Here is a 14038-nt window from a genome sequence, read left to right on the forward strand (position 1 = left end):
AACAGGCTGTAGTAGCGGTAGGCAACCAGGTAGATAGCGACGGCGGCGACGACGATCCAGAGGGCGTTGATGGCTTCGCCGCGGCGCAGGGCCACTACGCCAAGGGCGCACGCACCTACAATTGCCAGCACCAGCCAGGGTAAGTGGCGGAGCGGGCTATTCTTATTTTTCATTTTTTTATTCCAGCCAGAGTAGACAGAAAGACAGCTTTCGGAGTTTAGCGCTACTGGCCCCAAAGACCAGCCCCCACATTGGTCTAGAGCCTCCATTTCAGTATTTTCCTGGCATTGTTCCGCCAGGATCGCAGCCGTACCCATAACGATTCCGCCCCTGGAATCCTTCTGCCCGCCACTGACCGACGACAACCAGCGTGACTCCGCTCGCAAGGCGCACTGCCGGCTGTAGCAGTGAGGGCAAACCCGGGTCTATAGTCAGTTCACCATGCAGAGGGGCTGGCCATGAGCGAACACCATTCCGACCGTCGCCGTTTCAAACGCATCGCCTTCGATGCCCGCACCGAACTGAGCCAGGGTCCTTACCGCTGGCCCGTGCAACTGCTCGACCTCTCGCTCAAGGGCCTGCTGATCCAGCGCCCCGAACCCTGGCTGGGGGACGAAAGCCAGCCGTTCGAAGCCGATATTCATTTGAGCGCCGACGTCGAAGTGCGCATGGACGTGCAACTGGCGCATGACGATCATGGCCAGTTGGGTTTCGTCTGCCTGCATATAGACCTGGAGTCGATCGAGCATCTGCGCCGGCTGATCGAACTCAACCTGGCCGATCCGCAGGAACTGGAGCGCGAGCTGGGGGCGCTGCTCGAGGTCTGAGCGCCGCCCCTTGCCGCCGGCCGCTCAAGGGAATGACGTGGGCTCGGGGAATTCGCTTTCCATATCCCAGTAACCGGGCTGCTGCCGAGTGGCGGTGGTCCATTGCCCATCTACCCAGCGATACGTTCGGTAGGTGATCACGAAGTCCTCGCCCTCCCCTTCACCCTCGCTCGCAGGCGCCGTGGACACCTGGGCAATCGACTCGGTGGCGCCTGACGCCGCAGGCAGGATCTGCCAGGCCGCCTTGCCGGTCTGGGCCACGATCAGCGGACGCTGCTCCCCCTTTTCGGTGCGATACAGAACCGGCTCCAACCGGCTTTGGGTCGGCGCCAGGATCTGCGTGGCCGGGCCGCTGTAAGTGCCCATCGGAGCCGTCTGATCCACCGTCAGGAAAAACGCCGGGTACGGCAGGCCGCCGAGCGGCGCCTTTTCCACCTTCGCCAGCGGATAGCCCAGGGACTCCTCGGCCAGGACCTCGCCCACCTCCGACACAAGACGTACCCGGGCCTCCAGCGGCGGCTGGTGCTCGCTGTCCGACGATTCGTCGAAGGTTTCTTCGTCCAGGCCGGTACCCCAGCTCTGCGCATGCAATTGCGCGGTGATGCGCCGGTCTTCCAGCACCTCGAGCACCGTGCCGTCGCCGACCAGCAGCTCCTGGGCAATCCGGTAGCCCTGCGGTGCATCTTCCTGGCGGGCCACAGCCAGGCTAGTCCCCCACAACAACGTGAAACCGAGGGCCGCGAGACCCGCTCCTGTCATTCGCATGAACTGCATCCTTTCAATGGTGCAAGGGGTTATTCGAACAGCGCGTCCAACGCCTGTTCCAGACGGTTTACCGCAATGATCCGCAGCCCCTGTGGCGGCTCTTTCGGGGCATTGCCCTTGGGCACGATGGCCCGTTTGAAGCCATGCTTGGCCGCCTCCTTGAGGCGTTCCTGGCCGCTCGGCACCGGGCGCACCTCGCCGGACAGGCCGACTTCGCCGAACACCAGCAGGTCGTGGGGCAAGGGCCGGTTGCGCAGGCTGGACATCACCGCCGCCATCAGCGCCAGGTCGGACGCGGTTTCCAGCACCTTGACCCCGCCGACCACGTTGAGGAACACGTCCTGATCGTGGGTCGGAATACCGCCGTGGCGGTGCAGCACCGCCAGCAACATCGACAGGCGGTTCTGGTCCAGGCCCAGGGTGACCCGCCGCGGGTTGGCCAGGTGGCTGTCGTCCACCAGCGCCTGGACCTCCACCAGCATTGGCCGGGTCCCTTCCCAGGTGGCCATGACCACACTGCCCGGCACTTCTTCCTGGGCGCGAGTAAGGAAAATCGCCGAAGGGTTGGAGACTTCTTTCAGGCCGCGGTCGGTCATACCGAACACGCCCAGCTCGTTGACCGCGCCGAAGCGGTTCTTCACCGCCCGCAGCAGGCGCAGGCGGCCATCGGACTCGCCTTCGAAATACAGCACGGTGTCGACCATGTGCTCGAGGACCCGCGGCCCGGCCAGCGCGCCCTCCTTGGTCACGTGGCCGACCAGGAAGATCGCCGTGCCGCTCTGCTTGGCGTATCGCACCAGCAGCGCCGCGCTCTCGCGCACCTGGGACACGCCGCCCGGGGCCGATTGCAACTGCTCGGTGAAGATGGTCTGGATCGAGTCGATCACCATGACCTTGGGCTTCTCCAGCCGGGCCGTGGCGATGATGGTCTCGATACAGGTTTCGGTCATGACCCGCAGCTGGTCCTGGGGCAGGCCCAGGCGCCGGGCGCGCATCGCCACCTGTTGCTGCGATTCCTCGCCGGTGACGTAGAGCGCCGACATGCGGGTGGCGATGTTGCACAAGGTCTGCAACAGAATGGTCGACTTGCCGATCCCCGGGTCGCCGCCGATCAACACCACCGAACCGTCCACCAGGCCACCGCCGAGCACCCGGTCCAGCTCGCCGGAAGCCGTGGAGAAACGCGGGATCTCTTCGACGCTGACCTCGGCCAGGGTCTTGATCTGCGCCTGCTGGCCGGCCCAACCGGTGCGACCGCTGGGGGCCGCGGCGCCGCCGCTTTCCACCAGGGTTTCGGTCAGGGTGTTCCAGGCCCCGCATTCGCCGCACTGGCCGGCCCATTTGGGAAAGGTGGCGCCGCACTCGGTGCAGCCGTACATGCGCTTGGCCTTGGCCATCTGAACCCCCGGCAAAAAACCGCGATGATAGCTCAGCTGGAGCGGATCAGCGCGGCGCGGCGGTATGGATTTCACCGCCGGCCAGACGCGTGGCGCTGTTGCCCAGCGGATCTTCGGCATTCAGGTCGGCGCCCTGGGTCGCCAGCGCATCGAGCAGTTCCACCCGCTTGAACAGCCCGGCATACATCGCCGCCGTCTGGCCGGCGCCGTTGCGCTGGTCGGGGTTGCAGTCGGTGGCCAGCAAGCGCCGGGCGATCTGCACCTCGCCCTTGAAAATGGCGCCCATCAGCGCCGTATTGCCTCTTTTGTCCTGGGCACAGGCATTGGCCCCGGCAGCCAGCAGACGCTCCACCGCCGGGCCCTGGCCGTGATACGCGGCGAGGATCAGCGCGGTATAGCCCTTCTCGTCCTGGGTATCGAGGGCATAACCGGCCTCGATAAAGGTGTCGAGCATCTCGACGTCGCCGCGCCGGGCGGCATCGAAGTAGTAATTCTGGAGCTGGGCCTTGACCGCCGCGGGGTCCGTGGGGACCGCCTGGTCCGCATGAACACCCAGGGAACAGGCCGCCAGCAGCAGCGAAATGAACAGGCGCATGGTGCGACTCCCTTTGCCTAGAAAACCTGTAGGAGCGAGGCTTGCCCGCGATGGGCCGCGCAGCGGCCCCAATGCCGGTGGCCAGGTTCCGAAACCGCGGTTATCCGGGCCGAAGTCATCGCGGGCAAGCCTCGCTCCGACCAATAAAGGAAGCGTCACGCCCGAAGGCGTGACGCAGGTTGGGATCAATCCGACAGCTTGGCCGCCAGGGCCTTGACCCGGACCAGGTCGCCCTTGGCCACCTTGGTCACGCCGGTGCCGTACTCAGGGTCGGCCTTGTAGAGGAACGACAGCAGAATGTGCTTGCTCTCGTCATCGGCGGTCGCCAGGGAGCCGCCGAAACTCTCGATCAGGTCCTGACGCTCCTTCTGGCTGAACGAGCGATACAGATCGCCGGCCTGCTTGAAGTTCTGCTCGCGCTGGATCTTCGCCTGCTGGGTGCTGCCGGACAGCGCCTGCTGGCTGTAACGCGCGCTTTGCGGCTCTTCACGCGGCAACAGGCGGCTCGGCTGGTAGTTCACGCCGGTGCTGGTGCTGCCGCTGTTCATCGCGCCGTCCTGGTTGCCGTTGTTCACCGCGACTTTCGGCGCGTTGATCGGCAATTGCAGGGCATTGGCGCCCAGGCGGTACATCTGGGTGTCGGCATAGGAGAACACCCGGCCTTGCAGCAGACGGTCTTCCGACGGCTCGATGCCCGGCACCAGGTTGGCCGGCGCCATGGCCACCTGCTCGGTTTCCTGGAACACGTTGCCCGGGTTACGGTTGAGCACCATCTGCCCGACCTTGCGCTCAGGTACGCCCGGCCAGATCTTGGTGGCATCCAGCGGGTCGAAATCGAACTTGGCCAGGTCCTGGGGTTTCAATACCTGGACATACAGGTCCCATTTCGGGAAGTCGCCCTGGTTGATATGAGTGACCAGGTCATTGGTCATATGGCTGTAGTCACGCCCCTGCACTTCGACCACTTGTTTGGGATCGAGGTTGTTGATGCCCTGCAGGCTCTTCCAGTGAAACTTCACGTAATGAACCTCGCCCTTGGCGTTGACCAACTTGTAGGCGTGCACGCCATTACCGTCCATTTCCCGGTAACTGGCCGGAGTGCCGGAGTTGGAATACAGCTCGGTCAGGGTCCGGGTGGCTTCCGGAACATGAGAGAAGAAATCGAAACGACGGGAATCATCGTCCAGGTTGGTGCGTGGATCGGGTTTGAACGCATGAACCATGTCCGGAAACTTGATCGCATCGCGGATGAAGAACGTCGGGAAGTTGTTGCCGACCAGGTCCCAGTTACCCTCCGCGGTATAGAACTTGGTGGCGAAACCCCGTGGGTCGCGCAGGGTTTCCGGCGAATGGTTGCCATGCACTACTGCGGAGAAACGCACGAATACCGGGGTCACTTGGCCAGCGGCGAATACCTTGGCCTTGGTCAGGTCGCTCAGGCTGTCGGTCACGGTGAAGGAACCATGGGCACCGGTGCCACGGGCATGCACCACCCGCTCTGGAATGCGCTCGCGGTCGAAACGCTGGAGCTTCTGGATCAACTGCACATCCTGCAACAGGACCGGCCCGGTGGCGCCTGCCGTCTGTGAGTTCTGGTTATCGCCGACCGCCGCGCCATTATCGCGGGTCAGAGTGGCGGCCTGTACGGAAAGAGAAAGCATACTGGCGGCGACTACGCCCAATACGCGTCGTTGGGAAAGACTCCCGAGGCCAATGTTCATGGTCATGTTTTATTCCTCTGGTTTTATATTGAACGCACCCAGATGCGCCGATTCAGAGGCTAGTGACCCAAGAGTCGAAATCTAAATAGAAAGGTCTCAAGTGTCTGATTGAGAAAATGTTCTGGCAGGAGAGAGCAACTGCGGGTATTTCGCGCGCAGTAATTGATGGCACTTTGTAAACTATTTGCCGCCCACTCGGTCGATAACAGCGAACGCTGTAAGCAGTTGTGTCGAGCAAGACGCGTTTTGCTGAATTACACTGCGTTCACCAACCTCATCTGTAACAAGGAATAACCTATGGGCGTGCTAAGTGAGTTCAAGGCCTTCGCGGTCAAAGGTAATGTGGTCGACATGGCCGTCGGTATCATCATCGGCGCCGCCTTCGGCAAGATCGTTACGTCGTTCGTCGGCGATGTGGTGATGCCGCCAATCGGCTTGCTGATCGGTGGGGTGGATTTCAGTGACCTGGCGATCACGCTCAAGGCGGCCGTCGGCGATACGCCGGCCGTGGTGCTGGCCTACGGCAAGTTCATCCAGAGCATGATCGACTTCGTCATCGTGGCCTTCGCCATCTTCATGGGTGTGAAGGCGATCAACCGCCTGAAGCGCGAAGAAGCCGTGGCACCGGCGGCGCCAACCAAGGAAGAAGCCCTGCTGGGCGAGATTCGCGACCTGCTCAAGGCGCAGAACAACAAGTCCTGAGGCTGATGCCGCAACGAAAACGGCGCCCCCTGCAACACGTGCAGGGGGCGCCGTTTTTGTTACCAGTAGTTTTCCACCGCCACCTGCCCGGGGCGCCGGGTCAGGCTCAGGTGCATGTCCCGCTGTTTGAGCAGGGCGCGGGTGTCGTCGATCATCTGCGGGTTGCCGCAGAGCATCACCCGCGAATGCTCGGCCGTCAGGGGTACGCCAGCGACGCGCTCCAGCTCACCGCTCTCGATCAGATGGGTGATCCGCCCGTTGAGGCTGCCCGGATGCTGCTCCCGGGTCACGGTGGTGATCACCTGCAGCTTGTGCACGACTTCCGCCAGGTAGTCGCGCTGGCGCAACTCGGCCAGCAATGGCTGATACGCCAGTTCCCGGGCCTCGCGCACGCTATAAACCAGGATGATGCGCTCGAATTTTTCCCAGACTTCGAAGTCCTGCAGGATCGACAGGAAGGGCGCGATCCCGGTCCCGGTGGAGAGCAGCCAGAGATCGCGGCCATCGACGAAACGGTCCAGGGTCAGGTAACCGAACGCTTGCCGGTCCACCAGCAGGCTATCGCCCTCCTCCAGCCGGCTCAGCTCGCTGGTGAACTCGCCGCCGGGCACGACGATGGAGAAAAACTCGAGAAACTCATCGAAGGGCGAAGACACCATGGAATACGCCCGCCACACCGTGCTGCCATCGGCCTTGGTCACCCCCAGGCGGGCGAATTGCCCGGAGCGGAAACGAAATCCCGCGTCCCGCGTGGCGCGCAGGGTAAACAGGCTGGGAGTCAGGGGCTGGACGTCGAGCAAGGTCTGGCGCGTGAACTTTTCTGCACTGGCAGTCATGGCAGGCTCCGATAAGCGAATGCCCTAGTGTCCCGCAAAGCGCGCGGCAGAAACACCGGCGGTTTGTAATGGCATAGAGCACGGGCAATCGAGCGCAAAAAAACGTACCATTGCCCGCACTTCGAGCACAGGATTTGCGTGACCTGCGCGCCACCTGCCCGAAGGGTCCTTGCCGCTTCGCCCCTCCCGCCGGCGGGACATTCACCGATTACCAAGAGTCCGTCCCATGCCCCTGCTCGAAAGCCCTTTCGCCCAGCTCGACCTGATCCGCCAGCCCGAACAACAGAACGAGCCCCTGCAAGCTTTCGACGCGGCGGACGAATACCTGCTCAACCACCTGGCCGAGCAGCAACCGACGGCGGACACCCGGGTACTGATCCTCAACGACAGCTTCGGCGCCCTGGCGGCCAGCCTGGTCGGGCACGTGCAGGTCCGCAGCAGCGGCGATTCGTTTCTCGGCGCCCTGGCGCTGGAGAAGAACCTGGCGCGCAACGGCCACCCCTTCGATGCAGTGCAGGTACTGCCAGCCAGCGAACCGCTGACCGGGCCGTTCGATCGCGTGCTGATCCGCGTGCCCAAGACCCTGGCCCTGCTGGAAGAACAGTTGATCCGCCTGCAAGGCCAACTGGCCCCGGGCGCCCAGGTGGTGGCAGCGGCCATGGTCAAACACCTGCCCCGGGCGGCCGGTGACCTGCTGGAGCGCTACATCGGCCCGGTGCAAGCCTCGCTGGCGGTGAAAAAAGCCCGGTTGCTGATCGCCACGCCCGAAGCGAAAGCCCCGGCGGTTTCGCCCTACCCGACCCGCTACAAGCTCGACGCCCCGGCCATTGAGCTGCTCAACCACGCCAACGTGTTCTGCCGCGAAGGCCTGGACATCGGCACCCGCGCCTTCCTTCCGCACCTGCCGAAAAACCTCGGCCAGGCCCGGGTCGCGGACCTGGGTTGCGGCAATGGCGTACTGGCCATCGCCAGCGCCCTGGACAACCCCGAGGCCCAGTACACCCTGGTGGACGAGTCCTTCATGGCCGTGCAATCGGCCCTGGAAAACTGGCGCGCGACCCTCGGCGAGCGCGAGGTGGACGTCCGTGCCGGCGACGGCCTGGCCGGCCAGGCGCCGCAATCGCTGGACGTGGTGCTGTGCAACCCGCCCTTCCACCAGCAGCAGGTGATCGGCGACTTCCTTGCCTGGCGCATGTTCCAGCAGGCCCGCGAAGCCCTGGTGGTGGGCGGTGCGCTGTACATAGTCGGCAACCGCCACCTGGGTTATCACAGCAAGCTGGCGCGGCTGTTCCGTGGCGTCGAACAAGTGGCCGCAACGCCCAAGTTCGTGATCCTCAAGGCCCGCAAGTAACGACTCCTACAGGACAACGGCGTATCCGCAGCCCAAAAAAAACCCTCCAGAGGAGGGTTATAAAACCGTGCCGCAAGGCAACGGGATGGGATGAGCGGTGGTGAAAATCAGTGGGTGGTCAGGCCCGCGGCGTTCATGAACATGCGCATCAGGCTGGCGACGATGAACAGCGCCAGCACGCTGCCGGCCCAGATCCCGGCGAGCCAGCCCAGACGCCGCCAGAGCGGCTTCTTTTCGGCTTCTTCGATTTCCTGCAAAGAGTGTTTACCAGCCATCATCGAATGCTCCTTTCGGAAGGGGGGCGATGGCGTCACGCAGGACGCCATCGCGAGCAAGCGTCGCTCCTACACAGGGAGCGGTGCCTTGACTAGTGGTAGCCGTCTTCGTGGGTGACCTTGCCGCGGAACACGTAGTAGCTCCAGAAGGTGTACCCCAGGATGAACGGGATGATGAACAGCGTGCCCACCAGCATGAAGCCCTGGCTTTGCGGCGGCGCGGCGGCGTCCCAGATCGAGATCGACGGCGGCACGATGTTCGGCCACAGGCTGATGCCCAGGCCGCTGTAACCGAGGAAGATCAGCACCAGGGTCAGCAGGAACGGCGTGTAGTGGGCATTGCGGGCCACTGCCTTAATCAGACCGTACATCGTCACCAGCACCAGGATCGGCACCGGCAGGAACCAGAACAGGTTCGGCAGGGTGAACCAGCGCGCGGCGATTTCAGCGTGGGCCAGCGGGGTCCAGATACTGACGATACCGATCACGGCCAGCAGCACGAAGGCCAGGGGCCGAGCGATATCGTGCATCTGCTGCTGCAGCTTGCCCTCGGTCTTCATGATCAGCCAGGTGCAGCCCAGCAACGCATAGGCCACCACCAGCGCGACGCCGCAGAACAGGGTGAACGGCGTCAGCCAGTCCAGGGAACCGCCGGCGAACTGGCGGTTGACCACCGGCAAGCCATCGATGAAGGCCCCCAGCGCCACGCCCTGGAAGAAGGTCGCAGCCAGCGAACCGCCGATGAACGCCTTGTCCCAGATATGACGCTTGGCTTCCTTGGCCTTGAAGCGGAACTCGAAGGCCACGCCTCGGAAGATCAGGCCGACCAGCATCAGGATCAGCGGCAGGTACAGCGCCGAGAGCACCACCGAATAGGCCAGCGGGAAGGCGCCGAACAGCGCGGCACCGCCCAGGACCAGCCAGGTTTCGTTGCCGTCCCAGACCGGGGCGACAGTGTTCATCATCACGTCACGGTCGCCGGAGTCCTTGACGAACGGGAAGAGAATCCCGATCCCCAGGTCGAACCCGTCCATGACCACGTACATCATGATGCCGAAGATGATAATCACGGCCCAGAGCAGCGGAAGATCGATACCCATGACTCAGTTCCCCTTGTTCAGGCTGGTGCCGTTGTCTTCGGCATCGTCGTCGGCGGCCGAGAGCGGACGGGCCGGCGTGCGTTTCTGGCCAGGGCCGCCATGGCTGACTTCCGCGCCCTCGTTGGTCTTCGGCCCCTTGCGCACCAGGCGCATCATGTAGCCGATACCGACGCCGAACAGCGAGAAATACACCACGACGAACAGCGCCAGGGTGATGCTCATCTGCAGCAGGCTGTGCCCGGACGCGCCATCCGCGGTCCGCATCAACCCGTAGACCACCCACGGCTGGCGGCCGATCTCGGTGGTGAACCAGCCGGCGAGGATCGCGATCAGGCCGGACGGGCCCATCCACAGCACCAGGTGCAGGAAGGCACGGTTCTGGTAGATGCGCTCACGCTTGCGCAGCCACAGGCTCCACAGGCCGGTGAAGATCATCAGCATGCCCAGGCCGACCATGATCCGGAACGACCAGAACACGATGGTCGAGTTCGGCCGGTCTTCCGGCGGGAACTCCTTGAGCGCCGGCACCTGCTTGTCCAGGGAGTGGGTGAGGATGATGCTGCCCAGATACGGAATCTCGACGGCGAACTTGGTCTTTTCTGCCTTCATGTCGGGCCAGCCGAACAGGATCAGCGGGGTCGGCTCGTTGCCGACGTTTTCCCAGTGACCTTCGATCGCGGCGATTTTCGCCGGCTGGTGCTTGAGGGTGTTGAGGCCGTGGAAATCGCCGATCACGGCCTGGATCGGCGCGACGATCAGGGCCATCCACATCGCCATCGACAACATGCGGCGAATGGCCGGGTTGTCCCGCCCGCGCAGCAGGTGCCAGGCGGCGGACGAGCCGACGAAGAAGGCGGTCGCGACAAAGGCCGCGGTGGCCATATGCGCCAGGCGGTAGGGGAACGACGGATTGAACACCACCGCCAGCCAGTCCACCGGAACCACCTGGCCATTGACGATTTCGTAGCCCTGTGGGGTCTGCATCCAGCTGTTGGACGAGAGAATCCAGAAGGTCGAGATCAGCGTGCCGATGGCCACCATCACGGTCGCGAAGAAGTGCAACTTGCGGCCGACCCTGTTCCAGCCGAACAGCATCACGCCAAGGAAACCGGCTTCAAGGAAGAACGCCGTGAGCACTTCGTACGTCAGCAGCGGCCCGGTGATGGAGCCGGCAAAGTCGGAGAAGCGGCTCCAGTTGGTGCCGAACTGATAGGCCATGACCAGGCCCGAGACCACCCCCATCCCGAAGTTGACGGCGAAGATCTTCGACCAGAAGTGGTACAGGTCACGGTAGGTGTCGTCGCGGGTCTTGAGCCACAAACCTTCGAGCACCGCGAGGTAGCTCGCCAGACCAATGGTGATGGCAGGGAACAGAATGTGGAACGAGATAGTGAACGCGAACTGGATTCGGGCGAGATCTAGCGCCTCCAAACCGAACATAAGCTTTCCTCTGTCAGGTAATACCGGCTGCGGGCCTTGAGGCCTGCGCCTACTGCCCCCACGGACATGGAGCTCGGCGAATTCGAATTCGTTCTTCTAAACCATCGCGACGCAGGGAGTCTGGCCATCTGGCCGCCAGACCCAACCTTGGGAAAAGGTTTTGATCTGGATCAAGCAACGTTGAAAGAGTAGTCCTATTTTTGCTGCGCAACTGTGTGGTCATTTGCCGCGTGACAGCTTGCCTCACCCTCTCAAAACCGGGGTTTTCCGGGATTTTTTACACGCCTGTGGCCGCGGCCGCGGACGGCGAAAAGTCCGCAGGAGCAGGGGCGATCGGGTAAGGGCCGCGGCCCTTCGGGCCGATCGCAGTCTGCGGCAGCGGCTACAAGGGTTGAGCCTTGCACATTGCACCGAGCAAAAGAGATAGATGCAGGGCTAACGATTTTTCCGGAGACCGCAACTATTGGTTACATCTTGGTGATAATCTCGCCCTATTCCCCGCTCAGACCTGCCCTCAGATGCCAAGCCAAGACCCTCTGCTGCTTCGCCATCACCGTCCGTTCATTGCTTTCTGGCTCGCGCGGATCTTCACCGCCAGCGGCTTTCAGATGCTCACCGTGGCCATCGGCTGGAACCTCTACCAACTGACCGGCAACGTGCTCGACCTCGGCCTGGTGGGGTTGGTGGAGTTCGCGCCACGGGTGCTGTTCATGCTGCACACCGGGCATGTGGCGGACCGTTATGACCGGCGCAAGGTGGCGGCCATCTGCCAATCGCTGCAGGCGCTGATCGCCCTCTCGCTGGCCATCGGCAGCCTGACGGACAGCGTCACCCGGGAAATGATCTTCGTCCTCGCCTTCTTGCTGGGGGGCGCCCGCTCCTTCGAGATGCCGACCACCCAGGCGCTGCTGCCAAGCATCGTGCCCAGCCTGTTGTTCCCCCGCGCGGTGGCGGCCGCCCAGTCGGCCCAGCAGTCGGCGACCATCGTCGCGCCGGCCCTCGGCGGCCTGCTCTATGCCTTTGGCAGCGTGTGGGTCTATGGGCCGACCGTACTGCTGTACGTGATCGCCTGCTGCCTGATGCTCAACCTGCCCGCGCGGCAGACGCCGCTGAACAAGGGCAAGGCGACCCTGGACTCGCTGCTGGCGGGGGTGCGCTTCATCCGCAGCCGGCCGGACATCCTCGGAGCGATTTCCCTGGACCTGTTCGCCGTGCTGTTGGGTGGCGCCACCGCCCTGCTGCCGGTGTTCGCCAAGGACATCCTGCTCACCGGCGCCTGGGGCCTGGGCCTGCTGCGTTCGGCGCCGGCGGTGGGGGCCTTGCTGATGTCGCTGTGGCTGGCGCGGTTTGCCGTCGACCGCCATGTCGGCCGGGTGATGTTCACCGCCGTCGGCGTGTTCGGCGTCGCCACCATCGCCTTCGGCCTGTCGACCTCGTTCTGGTTCTCCCTCGCGGTGCTGGTGGTACTGGGCGCGGCGGACATGATCAGCATGGTGATCCGCGCCTCCTTCGTGCAGCTGGAAACCCCGGACGAAATGCGCGGCCGGGTCAGCGCGGTGAACGGCCTGTTCATCGGTGCTTCCAACCAACTGGGGGAGTTCGAGTCCGGGCTCACCGCCCACTGGTTCGGCACCGTGCCGGCGGTGGTCCTGGGCGGGGTCGGCACCCTGCTGGTGACCGGGGTGTGGATAAAACTGTTCCCGACCTTGGCCAATCGCGACCGCATGCATGTACCGGTGGAAGAAGCCAAGGCCTGATTGAAGGCCAATATGAACCGCGCGGGACGCCGCCGTTGATCGTCCGGTTCACGTGCTGCAATACATATCCGGTGGGATGAGTGTAATGTATCGCCTTACACTCATCCCATGATCAAATCCTTTCAGCACAAAGGCCTCAAAGCCTTCTATGAAACGGGATCGACCCGAGGGATCCGGGCCGATCATGCGAGGCGCCTGGCGCGTATGCTGCCTTTCATGGATCACGCGACAGAGCCTGACGATCTCGACCTTCCGGGATGGCGATTGCACCTGCTCAAGGGCGAGCGTCGCGGATACTGGTCACTGACCGTATCGGGCAATTGGCGAGTGATTTTTCGTTTTACGGGTTCGGATATCGAGCTGATCGACTATCTGGACTACCACTGAACAGGAGGCAGGATCATGCCCATGCACAACCCGCCCCACCCCGGTGAAACACTGCGTGTGGATGTATTGCCCGAACTGGGAATCAGCGTGACGGAACTGGCCAGGCATCTTGGCTACGCCCGCCCCCATCTCTCCAAGGTCCTGAACGGCCATGCGCCGATCCGGCCGGAACTGGCGGTAAGGCTGGAACGCGCCGGAATAGGCAAAGCCAAGGTCTGGCTGGCGGTACAGGCTGACTACGATATCTGGCACACCGAACAAGATTTGCAACCGGTCATCGAGCCGATTGCCGCGCATCTCTGCTGATCGCTAAACCAGCAACTCCCCCGCCACCGCCGCCCGCTTGCCCTGGCCACACAGTTGCTCCACCAGGGTCAGGGCAAACACCAGCGCATCCCTCGAACCTTGGCCGGTAATGCAGTTGCCATCCACCACCACTGGCTGGTCGACATAGGTACAGCCCTGCAAATGCGAGCTGGCGCCGGGCAGGCAGGTCACGCGTCGCTGGTGCAATACCCCGTAACCCTGCAGGACCAGCGCCGGGGCTTCGGCGATGCCGGCGAACAGCCGTCCCGCCGCGGCCTGGTCCGTGACCAGTCGCATCAGGGCTTGATGGGCCGCCAGGTGCTGCGCGCCGACGGCGCCGCCGGGCAGCACGATCAGGTCGAAATGCTGGGCCAGCACATCCACCAGCATGCCGTCGGCGGTCATGCGGGTGCCGCGGGCGCAGGTGAGCATGCGTCGCCCCTCGATACTGGCCACCAGCACGGCGATTCCAGCGCGGCGCAACACATCGATCAGGGTCACGGTTTGCAGGTCGTCGACGCCCTCGGCGAGGGCGATCAGGGCTCTAAAGGTCATAGGCTGTGTCCGCGAAAGGGTCAT

15 protein-coding genes and 1 pseudogene are annotated in these 14038 nt (G+C 63.5%); 6 read left to right on the forward strand and 10 right to left on the reverse strand.

The genetic code is table 11. The annotated features are described in order from the left end of the window. Nucleotides 1-173 (reverse strand): annotated as a pseudogene (locus ACQKQA_RS20560) (carbon starvation CstA family protein); the annotation flags it as partial. A gap of 285 nt (nucleotides 174-458) precedes the next feature. On the opposite strand from ACQKQA_RS20560, the gene ACQKQA_RS20565 reads away from it, so the two are divergent. Next, complete coding sequence (locus tag ACQKQA_RS20565) at nucleotides 459-827, forward strand: PilZ domain-containing protein (protein ID WP_427561611.1); 369 nt, start codon at nucleotides 459-461, stop codon at nucleotides 825-827. A 24-nt stretch (nucleotides 828-851) separates the two neighbouring features. Here ACQKQA_RS20565 and ACQKQA_RS20570 read toward each other — a convergent pair whose 3' ends face one another. From ACQKQA_RS20570 to katB, 4 genes are all read right to left on the reverse strand, one after another. Continuing rightward, on the reverse strand, nucleotides 852-1592 hold the full coding sequence (locus ACQKQA_RS20570) for a hypothetical protein (RefSeq protein WP_427561614.1): 741 nt from the start codon (nucleotides 1590-1592) through the stop codon (nucleotides 852-854). Nucleotides 1593-1621: 29 nt separating this feature from the next. Next, entirely contained in the window at nucleotides 1622-2989 is a 1368-nt protein-coding gene (gene radA / locus ACQKQA_RS20575; RefSeq protein ID WP_427561617.1) for a DNA repair protein RadA, read from the reverse strand. A gap of 46 nt (nucleotides 2990-3035) precedes the next feature. Further along, nucleotides 3036-3584, reverse strand: a complete 549-nt coding sequence (locus ACQKQA_RS20580; RefSeq protein ID WP_427561620.1) for an ankyrin repeat domain-containing protein — start codon at nucleotides 3582-3584, stop codon at nucleotides 3036-3038. Nucleotides 3585-3769: 185 nt separating this feature from the next. Then, a complete protein-coding gene (gene katB, locus ACQKQA_RS20585; RefSeq protein ID WP_427561623.1) occupies nucleotides 3770-5311 on the reverse strand; it encodes a catalase KatB in 1542 nt (513 codons plus the stop codon). Between the two features lie 291 nt (nucleotides 5312-5602). Between katB and mscL the strand changes: the two genes are divergently transcribed. After that, a complete protein-coding gene (gene mscL, locus ACQKQA_RS20590) occupies nucleotides 5603-6007 on the forward strand; it encodes a large-conductance mechanosensitive channel protein MscL (RefSeq protein ID WP_427561626.1) in 405 nt (134 codons plus the stop codon). A gap of 59 nt (nucleotides 6008-6066) precedes the next feature. Here mscL and ACQKQA_RS20595 read toward each other — a convergent pair whose 3' ends face one another. Then, a complete protein-coding gene (locus ACQKQA_RS20595; RefSeq protein WP_427561629.1) occupies nucleotides 6067-6843 on the reverse strand; it encodes a ferredoxin--NADP reductase in 777 nt (258 codons plus the stop codon). Nucleotides 6844-7069: 226 nt separating this feature from the next. Between ACQKQA_RS20595 and ACQKQA_RS20600 the strand changes: the two genes are divergently transcribed. After that, nucleotides 7070-8194: a methyltransferase gene (locus ACQKQA_RS20600; RefSeq protein ID WP_427561632.1), complete on the forward strand. Its 1125-nt coding sequence runs from the start codon at nucleotides 7070-7072 to the stop codon at nucleotides 8192-8194. A 107-nt stretch (nucleotides 8195-8301) separates the two neighbouring features. On the opposite strand, the gene ACQKQA_RS20605 is transcribed toward ACQKQA_RS20600, so the two are convergent. From ACQKQA_RS20605 to ACQKQA_RS20615, 3 genes are all read right to left on the reverse strand, one after another. After that, on the reverse strand, nucleotides 8302-8469 hold the full coding sequence (locus ACQKQA_RS20605) for a DUF2474 domain-containing protein (RefSeq protein WP_068801194.1): 168 nt from the start codon (nucleotides 8467-8469) through the stop codon (nucleotides 8302-8304). A gap of 92 nt (nucleotides 8470-8561) precedes the next feature. Continuing rightward, nucleotides 8562-9569, reverse strand: a complete 1008-nt coding sequence (gene cydB, locus ACQKQA_RS20610) for a cytochrome d ubiquinol oxidase subunit II (protein ID WP_427561635.1) — start codon at nucleotides 9567-9569, stop codon at nucleotides 8562-8564. Nucleotides 9570-9572: 3 nt separating this feature from the next. Then, nucleotides 9573-11009 (reverse strand): cytochrome ubiquinol oxidase subunit I, encoded by a 1437-nt coding sequence (locus ACQKQA_RS20615; RefSeq protein ID WP_427561638.1) that lies wholly within the window; start codon nucleotides 11007-11009, stop codon nucleotides 9573-9575. Nucleotides 11010-11527: 518 nt separating this feature from the next. Here ACQKQA_RS20615 and ACQKQA_RS20620 point away from each other — a divergent pair. The 3 genes from ACQKQA_RS20620 to ACQKQA_RS20630 all read left to right on the forward strand — a co-directional run bounded on the left by ACQKQA_RS20620 (nucleotide 11528) and on the right by ACQKQA_RS20630 (nucleotide 13459). Further along, the gene (locus ACQKQA_RS20620) at nucleotides 11528-12766 is read left to right on the forward strand and encodes an MFS transporter (protein ID WP_427561641.1); all 1239 of its coding nucleotides are present in this window, start codon (nucleotides 11528-11530) and stop codon (nucleotides 12764-12766) included. Nucleotides 12767-12874: 108 nt separating this feature from the next. Beyond that, nucleotides 12875-13153: a type II toxin-antitoxin system RelE/ParE family toxin gene (locus tag ACQKQA_RS20625; protein WP_427561644.1), complete on the forward strand. Its 279-nt coding sequence runs from the start codon at nucleotides 12875-12877 to the stop codon at nucleotides 13151-13153. Between the two features lie 15 nt (nucleotides 13154-13168). After that, a complete protein-coding gene (locus ACQKQA_RS20630) occupies nucleotides 13169-13459 on the forward strand; it encodes a HigA family addiction module antitoxin (protein ID WP_427561647.1) in 291 nt (96 codons plus the stop codon). A 3-nt stretch (nucleotides 13460-13462) separates the two neighbouring features. On the opposite strand, the gene ACQKQA_RS20635 is transcribed toward ACQKQA_RS20630, so the two are convergent. Beyond that, a complete protein-coding gene (locus ACQKQA_RS20635; RefSeq protein WP_427561649.1) occupies nucleotides 13463-14014 on the reverse strand; it encodes a DJ-1 family glyoxalase III in 552 nt (183 codons plus the stop codon). Nucleotides 14015-14038: the final 24 nt, after the last annotated feature.

It is taken from the genome of Pseudomonas sp. NPDC089530, from assembly GCF_050280705.1.
Taxonomy (GTDB): domain Bacteria; phylum Pseudomonadota; class Gammaproteobacteria; order Pseudomonadales; family Pseudomonadaceae; genus Aquipseudomonas.

Coding starts and splice junctions, on each gene's coding strand:
- ACQKQA_RS20565 (WP_427561611.1), top strand. CDS start 459: ATGAGCGAACACCATTCCGACCGTCGCCGTTTCAAACGCATCGCCTTC.
- ACQKQA_RS20570 (WP_427561614.1), bottom strand. CDS start 1,592: ATGCGAATGACAGGAGCGGGTCTCGCGGCCCTCGGTTTCACGTTGTTG.
- radA (WP_427561617.1), bottom strand. CDS start 2,989: ATGGCCAAGGCCAAGCGCATGTACGGCTGCACCGAGTGCGGCGCCACC.
- ACQKQA_RS20580 (WP_427561620.1), bottom strand. CDS start 3,584: ATGCGCCTGTTCATTTCGCTGCTGCTGGCGGCCTGTTCCCTGGGTGTT.
- katB (WP_427561623.1), bottom strand. CDS start 5,311: ATGACCATGAACATTGGCCTCGGGAGTCTTTCCCAACGACGCGTATTG.
- mscL (WP_427561626.1), top strand. CDS start 5,603: ATGGGCGTGCTAAGTGAGTTCAAGGCCTTCGCGGTCAAAGGTAATGTG.
- ACQKQA_RS20595 (WP_427561629.1), bottom strand. CDS start 6,843: ATGACTGCCAGTGCAGAAAAGTTCACGCGCCAGACCTTGCTCGACGTC.
- ACQKQA_RS20600 (WP_427561632.1), top strand. CDS start 7,070: ATGCCCCTGCTCGAAAGCCCTTTCGCCCAGCTCGACCTGATCCGCCAG.
- ACQKQA_RS20605 (WP_068801194.1), bottom strand. CDS start 8,469: ATGGCTGGTAAACACTCTTTGCAGGAAATCGAAGAAGCCGAAAAGAAG.
- cydB (WP_427561635.1), bottom strand. CDS start 9,569: ATGGGTATCGATCTTCCGCTGCTCTGGGCCGTGATTATCATCTTCGGC.
- ACQKQA_RS20615 (WP_427561638.1), bottom strand. CDS start 11,009: ATGTTCGGTTTGGAGGCGCTAGATCTCGCCCGAATCCAGTTCGCGTTC.
- ACQKQA_RS20620 (WP_427561641.1), top strand. CDS start 11,528: ATGCCAAGCCAAGACCCTCTGCTGCTTCGCCATCACCGTCCGTTCATT.
- ACQKQA_RS20625 (WP_427561644.1), top strand. CDS start 12,875: ATGATCAAATCCTTTCAGCACAAAGGCCTCAAAGCCTTCTATGAAACG.
- ACQKQA_RS20630 (WP_427561647.1), top strand. CDS start 13,169: ATGCCCATGCACAACCCGCCCCACCCCGGTGAAACACTGCGTGTGGAT.
- ACQKQA_RS20635 (WP_427561649.1), bottom strand. CDS start 14,014: ATGACCTTTAGAGCCCTGATCGCCCTCGCCGAGGGCGTCGACGACCTG.